Origin of the sequence: Paraburkholderia dipogonis, from assembly GCF_042680985.1 — a bacterium.
GTDB lineage: Bacteria > Pseudomonadota > Gammaproteobacteria > Burkholderiales > Burkholderiaceae > Paraburkholderia > Paraburkholderia phytofirmans.
Map to the genome: position 1 here is coordinate 67952 of NZ_JBHUFR010000002.1, position 15538 is coordinate 83489.

Genomic DNA, 15538 nt, shown 5'->3' on the forward strand with positions numbered 1-15538 from the left:
GGTCAGGCGGCCTTTCATTATAGGCGTGCCACTCTTCCTGCTGATGCCGTGACCGCGATACACCCTGGCGACACGAACGCGCTTGCGTTCAGGCCGCTTTGTCCTGCGCCTCCTGTTCGAGCCATAGCCGGCTGTCGGGAAACCAGAATGCGTCCGGCCGCGGCGGCGACACGAGTTTCACCGGCAGCGACGGATTGAATATTCTCGACCATGCCGACAGGTATGACGGCGTCTTCACCAGATAGCCGCAACGGGACAACAGCAGACTGGACACCAGCGCTTCACGGCCGATTTCGAGTCCCGGATAACCGCTGAAATGGATGGGCGTATTGCCGTACGCGAGGAGTTTCGCGGGCGCCACGTTGACCGGCCTGGAAAACGGCCACGCGACGAAGAAGTCGAGAAATGCCTGTTCGTCGCTTGAAACGAAAACGTTGCTCAGGTGCGGGTTTTCCGCAAGTGTCGTTTCTATGCGTCGACAGAAATCGCCCCATGAAACCGGGATGGCTTCCAGCGATTTGTCCGTGCCTCTGAAATGCGCACCGAGCGTGGACGCGCCGATCTCGAGCTTGCCACATATCGTATCGACTTCATCGACGATATGGCCGGCTGGCCGGTAATGTGCGAAGAATAGTTTGCTGGCGCTCTTGAGTTGAAGCTGCGCCTCGTAGCGTTGACGAAACCCTAGCTGGACCAGGTCGCGAACCGTCGACTTTCTCACCTTGTGCGTGAGTGGTGCCGTGGCCTTGCCATTCACGTGCTCGAAGAAGGACGAGAACCAGTCGATCGTTCCCGCAGAGTCTCCGTAGAGTCCGCCGCGCGCGCTGATGGACGGCGTCAGGCACTTCTCGTCGCAATACATCAGAATAAACAGGACCATTTGCATCACGGAGAAGAAACCCGAGTTCTCCTGAATTTCAATGGCGAAGATTCCCCTGTTTAATCGCTGTGTGGCATGAAGCGAGATGCGACGTGGCGTGGCAACGGAATGCTTGAACCCCTCACTGCGTCGGAACTGTTTTGCCCGATCGACTACTTTTCTCAGCATGCCCGGCTCCTAATGGAATCTAGGTATTTTTAAATTCGCACGCGTCTATGCATGAAGAAGTTCACGACGACCGAGCATAACATCGAAAAAGCGCGGGGCGAGTAAGATCCTCTGGTCTTCGTGAGCTAACGCACAAAAGATCGGTAAGACTTCCTATAGGTTGCACCGGTCGCGTGGAGCAAAGCCTCGGCGACTCGCTCGAGCACGCCGTCCCAGTCACCGCGTTGCGATTGCGTGAAGAGCCGCACGCTGGGATACCAGGGGCTGTCGTCGCGATCGCGCAGCCAGCGCCAGCAACCGGCGAAGCGGTTGAGCAGCCACACCGGCTTGCCCATTGCCGCGGCTAGATGTGCAACCGACGTGTCGACGGAAACCACGAGATCGAGGTTGTCGATCAGCGCGGCGGTATCCGCGAAGTCCGTCGCGTCGTCCATCCAGTCCGTCAAACGCGCGTTCGATGCAGCATCGGCGCGCTTCGCCGGGTCATCCGTCTTTTGCAGACTGATCCAGCGCACATTGGGTAACGCGAGCAACGGCGCGATTTGCGCGGGGATCAAGCTGCGTGCCCGGTCTTCGGTCAGACCTGAATGGCCACCGGCCCACACCAGACCGACACGCGGCTCGCCGGCATCGGGCAACATGACAAGCCGCGCGCGCCATGAGGCGGAGCGGGCGGCATCCGCATGCAGGTAGGTGGCGGCGGGAATGTTGTCGAGCCGCGTGCCGAACGCCATCGGCAGTGACATCAAAGGGCAGTGCCAGTCCCAGTCGCTCAGGTCGGATAAGCCGTCGTCGAGCATCACGAGGCCCGGCAAATGCGCGAAAGATTCTTCGTACAAGCGCCGCAGCGATGGCGGGCATATATAGCCGACGCGCGCAAAACGTTCGAGCGCCATCGGCAGATAGCGCACGAACTGCAGGCTGTCGCCATGACCCTGCTCTGGAATGACAAGCAGACGCGCGCCGTATTCGGGCATTCCCTGGCCGGCGCTCGCAATGTCGGGACGCTCGCCTTTCCATTGAGGCAGCGGCAATGTTGGGCGCACTGATGCGGGCCGCCCGTCGGCATCCACGAAATTGGCCCAACGGTCTTCGAAATACGGCCAGGCTTCTTCATAACGGCCGGCGGCCAACAGGACCTGACTGAGGCTTGCGCGCGCGCCGAGGTAAGTCGGCGCGAGCGCGACTGCTTGCCTGAGATGCCGCTCGGCCTCGCTCAGCGAGCCGAGGTCCTTCACAACCACGCCCAGATTAACAAGCGCTTGTGGATGGTCCGGCCGGAGTTCGAGCAAGCGACGGTAGACGACGGCGGCATCCTCGGAACGTCCCTGCACTTGCAGGATGACGGCCATGAAGAAGTTAAGCGGCAGTGACGCCGGTTCGAGCGCAAGCCCCCATTCGGCCGTTTGCAAAGCGCTTGCGTACGCACGCAGTTTGATCTGGATAATACATAACGTGCCGTAATACGCCGGATCCGCGCGCACTCCGAGCGCGCGCTCGACCCAGCTTCGTGCCGACTCGAGTTGATTCGATGCGAGCGCAACGAGCCCATGCGTGTACAACGCGTCCGCATGTCCGGGGTCTTGCCCAATGACTCGGTCGAGGAGCGTTCGGGCTATGTCGAACTCGCCTGCGAGGCGCGCCTCCTCGGCTTGATTGAACCAGGCATTAAGGGTTTCTTCGAATGGCAAAGCAGAATCGGTCGGCATAGTCGGCGCAATGAGGGGACGCGGTGACGTGTCGCGGGCGATACTGCCTGCCCGCGAACGGTGTGCGCGGATTATCCTTGCCGCTCATCGGCCAGTCTGTAGGACCGCTCCGAATCGCCCCTCTCGCCAAACGCGCTAGCGCTTCTCCAGTTTGACCACTGTCAGCGCTCCGGCCACCTCGTCGGCGATGAAGTCGATCGTGTCGCCGGGCTTGACCTGCGCGAGCATCGCCGGGTCCTTGACCTTGAACACCATCGTCATGGCATCCATGCCGAGATTGTCCAGCGGACCATGTTTGATGGTCAGCTTGCCGGCAGCCACATCCACTTTTCTGACTTCGCCATGCGACATCGCCGCTTGCGCATTGACGCTCGCATTCGCCTGCACTTCACTCGCCTCACCCGCCGCGTACGCCGGCGCGGAAATCATCGCCATGCAACCCATCGCCATTGAAATTAATCCGTTCTTCATCTCATACGCTCCCACGTTAAATACGATCCACACGGCCAACCCGCGACCGCCGACGTCAACCATCCGGCAACTCGCCGGTATATTCATAAGCCACCGTTCCCTTCGGATGCCTGAACCAGCCCGGGTCGCGGTAGTCGTTGCGACCCAGCCCTTCGCGCACTTTGACCACCGAAAACATGCCGCCCATTTCGAGCGCGCCGAATGGGCCGGTGCCGGTCATCATCGGCAGCGTGTTGTCGGGCAGCGGCATCTCCATCGCCCCCATCGAGCCACCCGCGCTGCCCATCGCCATATAGTCGGGCACCAGCCGGTTGATGCGTTTGGCGAGGTCTTTTTGCGGCACGCCGATCATGTTCGGAACCTGATGCCCCATCGCGTTCATCGTGTGATGAGACTTGTGGCAATGGAATGCCCAGTCGCCGGGACGATTCGCGGTGAACTCGATGGCGCGCATCTGCCCGACCGAGATATCGGCGGTCACCTCGGGCCAGCGCGCGGACGGCGGAATCCAGCCGCCGTCTGTGCCCGCCACTTCGAAGTGGTAGCCGTGCAGGTGAATCGGATGATTGGTCATGGTCAGATTGCCGACGCGGATCCGCACGCGATCGCCCGCGCGCGCCGGCAATGAATCGATGCCCGGAAACACGCGCGCATTCCACGTCCACATATTGAAGTCGGTCATCTCGTTGACACGCGGTGTGAAGCTGCCCGGGTCGATGTCGTACGCGGACATGATGAACACGTAGTCGCGGTCCACCTGCATCACGCCCGGATCTTTTGGATGGACGATGAACGTGCCCATCATGCCCATCGCCATCTGCACCATCTCGTCGGCGTGCGGGTGATACATAAAGGTGCCGTGCTTTTCGAGCTGGAATTCGTAGACGAAGGTCTTGCCCGGCGGAATGTGCGGCTGCGTGAGACCGCCCACGCCGTCCATGCCGCACGGCAGCAGCATGCCGTGCCAGTGGACCGTGGTGTGCTCCGGCAACCGGTTGGTCACGAAGATGCGCACCTTGTCGCCTTCAACGGCCTCGATGGTCGGCCCCGGCGCCTGGCCGTTGTAGCCCCACAGATTCGCGCGCATGCCCGGCGCGAGTTCACGCACCACCGGTTCGGCGATCAGATGAAATTCCTTCCACCCGTTCTTCATGCGCCACGGCAACGACCATCCGTTGAGCGTGGCGACCGGCGTGTACGGCCGGCCGTTCGACGGCGCGCGTGGCGGCTGCATCGAGGCCGCGGTCATCGTGGGCGCTTCGGGCAGCGACGCGGCGCCGGCCTTGCTCACCAGTGCGGCTCCCAGCAAAGCGGCGCCCGAACCGCTCATAAAATGTCGACGTGACACCATGTCATTGACCTTCGGTTTCTTTGGATTCAGTGGACGACAGCGCTTGCGTGGTCGTGGATGTGAGCGGTGTCGCGTCGGCGCCGGCAGGCAGACGGCCGCCGAGCGCCTGTTGCAAATCGGTCTGCGCGAGCCAGTAGTCCTTCAGCGCGTCGATGGCGCTATTCACCGCGCCGATCTGGTCGCGTGAATCCGCGAGCAGTTCGAACACGCTCGCGAGCATGCCGTTATAGCGAAGCAGCAGTTCATCGGAGATGGTTTTGCGCAGCGGCACGACTTCGTCGCGATAGTGCTTCGCGAGGTCGTAGCCGGACAGGTAGGTCGAATACGCTTCGCGCACTTCAGAGCGTGCGTTGACCGCGGTCCCGGCGACGCGATTCGCCGACTGCATGTAGATCGCTTCGGCGCGCGAGACTTTGCCGCTGCCCCAGTCGAAAAGCGGAATCTCCACGCTGATTTCATAGCCCTGCTCGCGTCCATCGGAATTCGTGAAATTGTTCTGATAGCCGACGTCCAGCACGTTGATGAAACGCGTTGCTTTGCTCAAGCCCAGCGAATCGGCGACGCTTTGCGTTTGCAATTTCGCGGCCTGGATATCGAGCCTGTTTTGCATCGCGAAGGTTTCCAGATCGTGCAGCTCGGGACGTGTGGCAGGCAGATCCGGCAGACGCTCGGGCAATGCGTATTGCGTCTGCGAACCCCAGAGACCCATCGCGCGAGTGAGCTTTTCCCGCGCGGACACCAACTGTTGACGCGCTCTTGCCAGTTGCGCCATCGCATCCGCGTAGAAGGCCTGCTCTCGTGCGTAATCGAGCTTGCTGAAATTGCCGGCCTGCTGCATGCGCCATGCGAGTTCGGCGCCGGCCTCGGCCGAGTCCTTCACCTGCTCCGCGTAGGCGGCCGATTGCTTTGCAGCGACTGCGCGGATGTAGGCGCGCCGCGCATCGGCGGCGATTTCGAGCATGGTGTTGGCGGCCAGCAAGCGGGTCTGCTCGAAGCGACGGCTTTCGATGCGCGTCGTCAACGGCATCGTCAATACGCGCAACATGCCGAGCGTGAACGTGCGGCTGATGCTCAGGTCATCGCCGCCGTGCGCGCGGCTAAACGAGAAGCCGGGATTCGGCAAACGCCCCGCCTGAACGAGGTCCGCTTCGGCAATGCCCAGCTCGTTGTAAGAGGCCTGCAGACCGCGATTGTTCAGGAGCGCGATCTGGACGGCGCCGTCCATACCGAGTGGCGCGGAAAGCAGTTCCTGCGTGCGTTTGGCGATGTCGCTCCGGTCGTCGTCGGTCCCGATCAGCACGGCGTCTTTACCGAGTCGTTCGGATGCGGCGCTCGACACGGTGCCGAACCCGCCGTCCTTCGAAAACGTCGTGCAGCCGGCGAGTAGAGTCACCGCGGTGGCAATTGCCATGATGCGGCTGGCAGGAAACACGCACGGCCTCATTTCGCCGCCCCTTCGCGATGGGAATTGTGGGCGTCTTCTTTGACGTCGTCAGTGCTGCTCGAATGCAGCGAGCCGTGGCTCGCTCCAGCGCGGCCCGCTGGATGCGTCACCGCGCGATTGAGCGACGGCCAGCTCGGCGCTTGCTGATCACGGTATGGCCGATAGTCGGCCAGGACGGACGGCGTATCGAGCACCGGCACGGATGCCGCCGGATCGGCCGGGTCAGGAAGTTGGGATGTGGCGTGCGCGAGCGCCGGCAGACATGCCGTCGCGCCGAGCAGCGCCGCAATGAACGTTCGCATGAATCTTCTCGTCATGTGCGGCCACGACGGAGGGCGCGCGGCCGTCCATCGAGGCGGAATGGAAACAGGAACAACGCAGCGCGAGGCTGCGAAAGAACTAGACGAGAGTGATGCGGGGAGGCCGTTCGACGCCGCCGGTCAGAAACGACGCTACGCGGACAGCGGGAGGCAGGGGAACAGCGAAATGAGCCGCGTTGGCGGACAGGGACGCGAGCGGCGAGACCGGCAGCGCGCCGCCGAAACAGCAGGACGCGCAAGTGGAGCACGCGTGCGCATGGTGCTCGCCGCCTGCCGGGCTGTCATGCCGAAGATGGGCACTGGTGTCATTGCCGGCTGAGTTGGCCATCATCGCGGCATGGTCGTGATGATGGGCCATTGCACGAGCAGCCTCCTCATGCGCGGCCGGCGCAGCGCCCACGGAATGCGAGGACCCGCATTTCATGGAGACGGCCGCGAACGACTGAACCGGAAGGCTCAGCACGAGCAGCACGACGATGAAGAGTTTGCGCCAGTAAGACATGGGTACGAAGTCTAGCATGCAGGTTTGCAAAATCGTGTTACTGGGATGATGCCGCGCTTGATGGCTTGGACTGCGCCGACACGATTTCAGCCACCGACGAAAACCTGCTTGACCTTACCGCCGTGGGAAGGTCCATGCTTGAACCATGATTTCTCACTGGAGGTAGGAAATGGAATTCGACGTCCCGGATATGTCCTGCGGCGGCTGCGCTAACGCCATCACCCGTGCGGTCACGAGTCTCGACCCTGCGGCGAAGCTCGAAGTCGATGTCCCCGTTAAAATCGTCAAGGTTACGTCGACGCTAGCGGCCGGACAACTCATCGAGGCCATCGAGACGGCGGGCTTTCATCCGTCGCTGAGAGCCTGACGGACACATCTTCACAACGGACATTCACTATGAAAAAAATTCGCGCCTTTCGTGTCTTTCGTGACCTTTGCCTGTTCAGCGGCTTTGCGTTTGCTGTTGCGACCGTGCCCGTCCACGCCCAGCAACCGGCCGCCATGCCTGGCATGGACATGTCGAAGTCGGCGGATACCGGCGCCGGCGATGCGACGCAAGCCTTCAAGGCCGCCGACGACAAAATGATGCAAGACATGAGCGCCGACTATACCGGCAACGCCGACAAGGACTTCGTCGCGCACATGATTCCGCATCATCAAGGGGCGATCGAAATGGCGCAGGTCGAGCTGAAGTACGGCAAAGATCCGGAGTTGAAGCGGCTGGCCAGAAACATCATCAAGGCGCAGCACGACGAAATCGCTTTCATGAAGAACTGGCAGGCGAAGCACGGGGTGAAGTGACGGCGTCGCACGGGTTCCCCCGGCCAGCGGTCTAGGCGCCTCGATCGTCGAACGATCCATCTATGGCGGCGGCCGCCGCGCCGGCAGAGCCCGCGGCAATACCCGTCATCTCGCCGCGGCTCCGCCGCCACCCCGCCGGCGGCATGCCGAACTCGCGCTTGAAAGCCCGATTGAATGCCGCCTCCGACTCATATCCCACCTGATCCGCCACCGCCGCCAGCGACTTCGTGCCGCCACGCAACTCCTGCGCGGCGATCTGCAAACGCCAATGCGCGAGATACTGCATAGGCGGCTGACCGAGCAACTGCGTAAATCGCTGCGCCAGCGCCGAGCGGGACAAGCCGGCTTTGCGCGCCAGTTCGTCGACCGTCCAGCCGTGCGCAGGCTGCGCATGCATCAACGCAAGCGCTCGACCGACGAAGCGATCGCCCACGCCCGCGAGCCAGCCCTTCCGGTCGGACGGCAGCGCATCGATACAACGCCGCACCGCCTCCACGAAAAGCAGCTCCGATAGCCGCGCAAGAACGATCGCGCTGCCCACGCGCCATTCCGCCGCCTCCGCCGCCGCGAACCGCAGCGACGATTCAAGCCACGCGGACTGCGGATCGTTGCGCATGTCGACCTTGAAGATGCGAGGCAGCGCGGACAGCACCGGGTTGCTCAACGTGTCGTCGCACGCGAGAAAGCCACACACCAGACGCGTACGGTCTCCACCGCCGCCGTAGCAAAGCGCCATCACCTGACCCGGCGCATTGCGCAACTGACTCTCGAGCAGTTCGCCAGTGGGTCCGGGTGTGACGTCGAGCGAACTGCCAAGCAGATGCGCCTCGCCTTGCGGCACGACGAGCAGCTCGCCGGCAGCGACGTAAATAGCGGACTGGGGGTCGCCCGGGAGCGAAGCCCAGCAGCCGCCCTCGGTGATCAGATGGTAGGAGACGATGCGTTCGGCCGGAGGAAGAAAGCTGCCGCACAACCCCGCGTCGGCCTGGCCGTACAAACACCAGGGTGCGGTGAAGTCGCCATTTAAATACACCGCGCCACCAAGGCGAACCAGGCGAAGCACGTCGGAGAGAGCGTCCATCGTTGTCCAGGAACTTCGGCGTCCTGCGCAAAAGATCTGGACGCCTGGTCATTCATCGATTTAACAGTCGCACTGATACTAGCATCCATGCGAATCCCTTACAACAATGTTAAGGATTCTTGAATGAATCGAATACTTAACCGTAATTAAGGAGGCACCACATGAATTCATAAAGCCCTGGCGCACTAACACTGGCGTGCATCGCACAACTTTTTCTCTGGAGCATCTCCATGTCTGAAGTCCATTTTTCTTCACAAACCTCCGAATTCGCTGACGTCAAAGCGCGCCAGCACGCCGCGTGGGAGACGGGCAATTACGCCGTCGTCGGCACAACGCTACAGATCGTCGGAGAAAACCTGTGCGAAGCACTCGACCTGCGCGCCGGCAGCTGCGTGCTCGATGTCGCGGCGGGAAACGGCAACGGCACGCTCGCCGCCGCGCGCCGCTGGTGCGACGTCACCTCGACCGACTATGTGGCCTCGCTGCTCGACGCGGGGAAGGCTCGCGCGCAAGCGGAAGGTCTGACAGCGGTACAGTTCCGCGAAGCCGACGCCGAAGCGCTGCCCTACGCAGACGCCTCCTTCGATGTCGTCATGTCGACCTTCGGCGTCATGTTCACGCCGAATCAGCAGAAAGCAGCAAGCGAGTTGGCCCGCGTATGCAAACCCGGCGGCAAGATCGGCCTCGCGAACTGGACGCCCGATAGCTTTATCGGCCAGGTATTCAAGACGATCGGCAAGTATCTGCCTCCGCCGCCAGGCCTTAAGTCTCCGGCGCTGTGGGGCACCCGGGCGCGGCTCGACGAGCTGTTTCACGGCAGTGTGCGCAGCGTCGCCGTGACGAGCCGTGAATTCATGTTCCGTTACCACTCGGCGGCGCATTGGCTCAATGTGTTCCGGACTTACTACGGCCCGATCAACAAGGCATTCGCCGCAATGGACGGCGAACGGCAAGCGGCCTTCCAGCACGATCTGATGACGCTGATGGAAAGCCGCAACCGGTCAGGCGACGGGACACTCGTGCTGCCCAGCGAGTATCTCGAGATCGTGATGGTGCGGCAATGAACGGGGTCGGCCGCGTACTGGCCGGCGCGGCTGTCTATTTTTTCGATCGATGGCCACAGGCCAGTGCCGTCGGCTTGCGATGTATGTCGCTAGCTTTCGGCCTGCCGCTGTTTTCGTCTGTTTGTTTCTTCGGTCTTCGGTTCGTTCTCGCCAGCATTGGGCTGATGTCTTAGGCTTCGCCGTTGCATCAAAGCCCCGCCGTTGCATCAAAACGCGTTACCCGGCTTCGTCCGTTGCGGACGAAGCCGGTCGTACGCTCACCGCTCCTGCGGCACCCGCACCCAGCCTTCCATCAGCACCCGCGCGCTGCGGCTCATGATGGCCTTGGTCACCGTCCACTCGCCGCCGCTTTCGCTCGCCTCGGCGCCGACCCGCAGCGTTCCCGAAGGATGCCCGAAGCGCACCGATTCTTTTGCGCCGCCGCCCGCCGCGAGATTCACCAGCGTGCCGGAAATCGCCGCCGCCGTGCCGATCGCGACCGCGGCCGTGCCCATCATGGCGTGATGCAGCTTGCCCATCGACATCGCGCGCACCAGCAGATCGACTTCGCCCGCGCCGATCTGCTTGCCGCTCGACGCCACATACGCAGCCGGCTTCGCGACGAACGCCACCTTCGGCGTATGCTGGCGCGTTGCGATCTCGTCGAGGTTCTTGATGAGCCCCATGCGCAACGCCCCATGCGCGCGGATCGTCTCGAACATCGCGAGCGCCTTGTCGTCGCTATTGATGGCGTCCTGCAATTCCGTGCCCTTGTAGCCAATCGAGTCGGCATCGACGAAGATGGTCGGAATGCCCGCGTTGATCATGGTCGCCTTCAACGTGCCTACACCCGGCACTTCCAGATCGTCCACCAGGTTGCCGGTGGGGAACATCGAGCCGCCCGCGCCCTCTTCTTCCGCAGCCGGATCCATGAATTCGAGCTGCACTTCCGCCGCCGGAAACGTCACGCCGTCGAGTTCGAAATCGCCGGTTTCCTGCACGACGCCGTCGGTCATCGGCACGTGTCCGATGATCGTCTTGCCGATATTCGCCTGCCAGATGCGCACGATAGCCACGCCGTCGCGCGGAATGCGGCCCGGGTCGACGAGACCCGCGCTGATCGCGAACGGCCCCACGGCGGCCGAGAGATTGCCGCAGTTGCCGGTCCAGTCGATGAACGCCTTATCGATCGATACCTGCCCGAACAGGTAATCCACATCGTGATCCGGCCGGCTGCTTTTGGCGATGATCACCGTCTTGCTGGTGCTGGACGTCGCGCCGCCCATGCCGTCGATCTGCTTGCCATACGGATCGGGGCTGCCGATCACGCGCATCAGCAGCGCGTCGCGCGCGGCACCGGGCACCTGCGCCGCTGCGGGCAAATCTTGCAGGCGGAAGAACACGCCTTTGCTGGTGCCGCCACGCATGTAGGTGGCCGGAATCTTGATCTGGGGTTGGTGGGCCATGAAAATCGTATCCTGATGTGGGCGGGTGATAGGGCAAAGCGCCACGCCACCCGTTGCCGCGTTAAAACATTCGCCGTTTCAAGCCGCCTTCTTCGACGACTCGAGAAAGTCCTGCGCAAAGCGTTGCAACACGCCGCCGGCTTCGTAGATGGAAACCTCTTCGGCGGTATCGAGCCGGCATGTCACCGGCACCTCGACCCGCTCGCCGTTCTTGCGATGAATCACTAGCGTAAGGTCCGCGCGCGGTTCGCGTGCGCCGACCACGTCGAAGGTTTCCGTGCCGTCGATTGCCAGCGTGAGCCGGTTCACACCCGGCTTGAACTCCAGCGGCAGCACACCCATGCCCACCAGATTCGTGCGGTGAATGCGCTCGAATCCTTCGGCGACGATCGCTTCCGCGCCGGCCAGTCGCACGCCCTTCGCCGCCCAGTCACGCGACGACCCCTGGCCATAGTCCGCGCCGGCAATCACGATCAGCGGCTGCTTGCGTTCCATGTAGGTTTCGATCGCCTCCCACATGCGCGTGACCTTGCCCTCGGGCTCGATGCGCGCCAGCGATCCCGCTTTCACCTTGCCGTCTTCGAGCACCATCTCGTTCTTCAGCGTCGGGTTGGCAAAGGTCGCGCGCTGCGCCGTGAGGTGATCGCCACGGTGCGTCGCATACGAATTGAAGTCTTCTTCCGGCAAGCCCATCTTCGCCAGATATTCGCCCGAGGCGCTGTCCGCCAGAATCGCGTTGGACGGCGACAGGTGATCGGTCGTGATGTTGTCGCCTAGCACGGCGAGCGGACGCATGCCTTTCAAAGTGCGCTCGCCGGCAAGCGCGCCTTCCCAATACGGCGGACGGCGAATGTAGGTGCTCATCGGGCGCCAGTCGTAGAGCGGATCGGCTTTCTCGCCGGTGTCGACGGATACCGCGAACATCGGCTCATACACCTTGCGGAATTGCTCCGGCTTCACGCTCGACGCGACGATCGCGTCGATCTCCGCATCCGTCGGCCAGATGTCTTTCAGCGTGACGGCGTGGCCGTCGGCATCGATACCGAGCACGTCTTTCTCGATGTCGAAACGGATCGTGCCTGCAATTGCATACGCCACCACAAGCGGCGGCGACGCCAGGAAAGCCTGCTTCGCGTACGGATGAATGCGGCCATCGAAGTTGCGATTGCCCGACAGCACGGCGGTCGCATACAGATCGCGCTCGACGATCTCCTTCTGGATCACCGGATCCAGCGCACCGGACATGCCGTTGCACGACGTGCACGCATACGCGACCACGCCGAAACCCAGTTGCTCCAACTCCGGCAACAGCCCGGCCTCTTCCAGATACAGCGTGACCGCCTTCGATCCCGGCGCGAGCGAGGTCTTCGCCCAAGGCTTGCGAGTCAGTCCGCGTTGGTTCGCGTTACGCGCCAGCAACCCCGCAGCGATCATGTTGCGCGGATTGTTGGTGTTCGTGCAGCTCGTGATCGCGGCGATGATCACCGCGCCGTCCGGCATCAGGCCAGGCTCGTTCTCCACCTTGCCGCTGATGCCGCGGGCCGCCAGTTCCGACACCGGCAAACGGCGATGCGGATTCGACGGACCTGCAAGCGTGCGCACCACCGTCGACAGATCGAACTTCAGCACGCGTTCGTACTCGGCGTTCACGAGGCTGTCGGCCCACAGGCCGGTTTCCTTCGCGTAAGTTTCCACCAGCTTGACGAGTTCGTCGTCGCGGCCGGTGAGCTTCAGATACTTGATTGTCTGTTCGTCGATTGAGAACATCGCGGCCGTGGCGCCGAATTCGGGTGCCATGTTGGCGATGGTCGCGCGGTCGCCCAGCGTCAGCCTGGCCGTGCCCGCGCCGTAGAATTCGAGGTACGCGCCGACCACTTTTTCCTTGCGCAGGAATTCGGTCAACGAGAGCACCACGTCGGTCGCCGTGATGCCTTCGGCCGGCTTGCCCGTCAGTTCCACGCCGACGATATCCGGCAGGCGCATATACGACGCGCGGCCCAGCATCACGCTTTCCGCTTCGAGCCCGCCCACACCAATCGCGATCACGCCGAGCGCGTCCACCATCGGCGTATGCGAGTCGGTGCCGACCAGCGTATCGGGGAAGGCCACGCCGTCTTTCACCTGCACCACCGGGCTCATGCGCTCCAGGTTGATCTGATGCAGGATGCCGTTGCCCGGCGGAATCACGTCGACATTCCTGAACGCACGCTTGGTCCAGTTGATGAAGTCGAAGCGATCTTCGTTACGCCGATCTTCGATTGCGCGGTTCTTCGCGAACGCATCCGGATCGAAGCCGCCGCACTCGACAGCAAGCGAATGGTCGACCACGAGTTGCGTCGGCACCACCGGATTGACCAGCGCCGGATCGCCACCTTGCGCGGCGATCGCGTCGCGCAGGCCGGCGAGGTCGACGAGCGCCGTCTGGCCGAGAATGTCATGACACACCACGCGCGCCGGGAACCACGGAAAATCCAGCTCGCGCTTGCGTTCGATGATCTGCTTAAGTGACGCGGTCAACGTGACCGGATCGCAACGGCGCACGAGGTTTTCGGCGAGCACGCGCGACGTGTACGGCAGTTTGTCGTAAGCGCCGGGATGGATCGCGTCGACTGCGGCGCGCGTGTCGAAGAAATCGAGCTGGGTGCCGGGAAGGCGTTTGCGGTTTGCAGTATTCATGGCGTAGGGGACAAAACAGTAATGATCCGGGGACGACGGCGGCGGCCGATCACGATCGGCGGCCCCTTTCTTATAGCGCTTCCCTGGCGGGCCAGTCAGGCAGTACGTGTAGTTTAGCGCGCGGCGCCGTGCCGGTCGGGTTTGCGGGCGGCCGCGCGAATGCACCGCAAAAAACGGCCTTGGCCCGGGGTTTCAGCGAGCCAAGGCCCAACTTCATTGCGCCGCGCTCTTTGGACGCAATGGAGGAGAAACGCTTGCCTGCGCGTAGCTACGCGCTCATGCGATCGACGGCGAAGAAGCCGCCGTTGAAGGCGTCTTCAAAGCACTCTCAAACACGCTTGGCGAGCGGCACGAACGGCAGATCGTCGGGTCCGGTGTAATTCGCGCTCGGGCGGATGATCTTGTTGTCGATGCGCTGCTCGATGATGTGCGCGCTCCAACCGGCCGTGCGCGCGATCACGAAGAGCGGCGTGAACATCGCCGTGGGCACGCCCATCATGTGATACGAGACCGCGCTGAACCAGTCCAGATTCGGGAACATCTTCTTCGCGTCCCACATCACCGACTCCAGCCGCTCGGCGATATTGAACAGCTTGCTGTTGCCCGCTTCCTTCGAGAGCTTCTTCGCGATTTCCTTGATGACCTTATTGCGCGGGTCCGAAATCGTGTACACCGGGTGGCCGAAACCGATCACCACTTCCTTGTTCTCGACGCGTTTTCTGATATCCGCTTCGGCTTCGTCCGGCGTCTGGTAGCGCGACTGGATCTCGAACGCGACTTCGTTGGCGCCGCCGTGCTTCGGTCCGCGCAATGCACCGATCGCGCCGGTGATCGCCGAATAGATGTCCGAGCCCGTGCCCGCGATCACGCGGCCGGTGAAGGTCGACGCATTGAATTCGTGTTCGGCGTACAGGTTGAGCGACACATGCATCGCGTCGACCCACGCCTTGGACGGCTCCACGCCGTGCAGCAGATGCAGGAAGTGGCCGCCGATCGAATCGTCGTCGGTTTCCACCTCGATGCGCTTGCCGTTGTGCGAGTAGTGGTACCAGTAGAGCAGCATCGAGCCGAGCGAGGCCATCAGCTTGTCGGCGATATCGCGCGCGCCCGGCAGGTTGTGATCGTCTTTCTCCGGCAGCACGGTGCCGAGCACCGACACGCCGGTGCGCATCACGTCCATCGGATGCGCGGCGGCCGGGATCCATTCGAGCGCGGCTTTCACGTTGGCGGGCAGACCACGCAGCGCCTTGAGCTTGGTTTTGTACGCGGTCAGTTCAGCCTGGGTCGGCAGCTTTTCGTGCACGAGCAGATACGCGATTTCTTCGAACTCGCAGGCGCTCGCGATATCGAGAATGTCGTAGCCGCGGTAGTGCAGGTCGTTGCCGGTCTTGCCGACCGTGCAGAGGGCCGTGTTGCCCGCCGTCACGCCCGACAGGGCGACGGATTTCTTCGGTTTGAATGCGCCCGCGTTCGGCATGCTGTTGTCTGCTTCGCTCATGAGTTCGTCTCCTGATGCATGGGGGATGCTTTTAAACGCAGCCTGAAATGCAAAGAACGGGCCAGCAGGTCCGACGCACGCTAAGTGCCTGATTTCACAAACAACCGTTGCTCATGCCGATCCGCATT

14 protein-coding genes are annotated in these 15538 nt (G+C 62.5%); 3 read left to right on the forward strand and 11 right to left on the reverse strand.

Annotation, left to right across the window (positions count from 1 at the left end):
- Window positions 1-88: 88 nt before the first annotated feature.
- The 7 genes from ACFSNN_RS02380 to ACFSNN_RS02410 form a co-directional block, all read right to left on the reverse strand.
- The gene (locus ACFSNN_RS02380) at window positions 89-1048 is read right to left on the reverse strand and encodes an O-fucosyltransferase family protein (RefSeq protein WP_134463287.1); all 960 of its coding nucleotides are present in this window, start codon (window positions 1046-1048) and stop codon (window positions 89-91) included.
- Window positions 1049-1173: 125 nt separating this feature from the next.
- Window positions 1174-2757 carry a tetratricopeptide repeat protein gene (locus ACFSNN_RS02385; protein ID WP_134463285.1) on the reverse strand — a complete coding sequence of 528 codons (1584 nt, stop codon included), beginning with the start codon at window positions 2755-2757 and terminating at the stop codon, window positions 1174-1176.
- A gap of 135 nt (window positions 2758-2892) precedes the next feature.
- Window positions 2893-3228, reverse strand: a complete 336-nt coding sequence (locus ACFSNN_RS02390) for a copper-binding protein (RefSeq protein WP_134463283.1) — start codon at window positions 3226-3228, stop codon at window positions 2893-2895.
- 55 nt (window positions 3229-3283) lie between these two features.
- Window positions 3284-4579, reverse strand: coding sequence for a multicopper oxidase family protein (locus ACFSNN_RS02395; RefSeq protein ID WP_134463281.1), 1296 nt, complete (start codon window positions 4577-4579; stop codon window positions 3284-3286).
- 1 nt (window position 4580) lies between these two features.
- Window positions 4581-6023 carry a TolC family protein gene (locus ACFSNN_RS02400; protein WP_134463279.1) on the reverse strand — a complete coding sequence of 481 codons (1443 nt, stop codon included), beginning with the start codon at window positions 6021-6023 and terminating at the stop codon, window positions 4581-4583.
- Window positions 6020-6325 carry a hypothetical protein gene (locus tag ACFSNN_RS02405; RefSeq protein ID WP_134463277.1) on the reverse strand — a complete coding sequence of 102 codons (306 nt, stop codon included), beginning with the start codon at window positions 6323-6325 and terminating at the stop codon, window positions 6020-6022. Before ACFSNN_RS02405 ends, ACFSNN_RS02400 begins: the two co-directional genes overlap by 4 nt.
- A 97-nt stretch (window positions 6326-6422) precedes the next feature.
- Window positions 6423-6863: a hypothetical protein gene (locus tag ACFSNN_RS02410; protein ID WP_134463275.1), complete on the reverse strand. Its 441-nt coding sequence runs from the start codon at window positions 6861-6863 to the stop codon at window positions 6423-6425.
- A 151-nt stretch (window positions 6864-7014) separates the two neighbouring features.
- On the opposite strand from ACFSNN_RS02410, the gene ACFSNN_RS02415 reads away from it, so the two are divergent.
- Entirely contained in the window at window positions 7015-7212 is a 198-nt protein-coding gene (locus tag ACFSNN_RS02415) for a heavy-metal-associated domain-containing protein (protein ID WP_134463273.1), read from the forward strand.
- A 29-nt stretch (window positions 7213-7241) separates the two neighbouring features.
- The gene (copM, locus tag ACFSNN_RS02420; RefSeq protein ID WP_134463271.1) at window positions 7242-7646 is read left to right on the forward strand and encodes a CopM family metallochaperone; all 405 of its coding nucleotides are present in this window, start codon (window positions 7242-7244) and stop codon (window positions 7644-7646) included.
- A 31-nt stretch (window positions 7647-7677) separates the two neighbouring features.
- On the opposite strand, the gene ACFSNN_RS02425 is transcribed toward copM, so the two are convergent.
- Window positions 7678-8727, reverse strand: coding sequence for an AraC family transcriptional regulator (locus ACFSNN_RS02425; RefSeq protein WP_134463269.1), 1050 nt, complete (start codon window positions 8725-8727; stop codon window positions 7678-7680).
- A gap of 230 nt (window positions 8728-8957) precedes the next feature.
- Between ACFSNN_RS02425 and ACFSNN_RS02430 the strand changes: the two genes are divergently transcribed.
- Complete coding sequence (locus ACFSNN_RS02430; RefSeq protein WP_134463267.1) at window positions 8958-9791, forward strand: class I SAM-dependent methyltransferase; 834 nt, start codon at window positions 8958-8960, stop codon at window positions 9789-9791.
- Window positions 9792-10048: 257 nt separating this feature from the next.
- On the opposite strand, the gene prpF is transcribed toward ACFSNN_RS02430, so the two are convergent.
- From prpF to prpC, 3 genes are all read right to left on the reverse strand, one after another.
- Window positions 10049-11236 carry a 2-methylaconitate cis-trans isomerase PrpF gene (gene prpF / locus ACFSNN_RS02435; RefSeq protein ID WP_134463265.1) on the reverse strand — a complete coding sequence of 396 codons (1188 nt, stop codon included), beginning with the start codon at window positions 11234-11236 and terminating at the stop codon, window positions 10049-10051.
- A gap of 78 nt (window positions 11237-11314) precedes the next feature.
- On the reverse strand, window positions 11315-13912 hold the full coding sequence (gene acnD / locus ACFSNN_RS02440; protein WP_134463263.1) for a Fe/S-dependent 2-methylisocitrate dehydratase AcnD: 2598 nt from the start codon (window positions 13910-13912) through the stop codon (window positions 11315-11317).
- A gap of 328 nt (window positions 13913-14240) precedes the next feature.
- Window positions 14241-15410, reverse strand: coding sequence for a bifunctional 2-methylcitrate synthase/citrate synthase (gene prpC / locus ACFSNN_RS02445; RefSeq protein WP_134463261.1), 1170 nt, complete (start codon window positions 15408-15410; stop codon window positions 14241-14243).
- Between the last annotated feature and the right edge of the window lie 128 nt (window positions 15411-15538).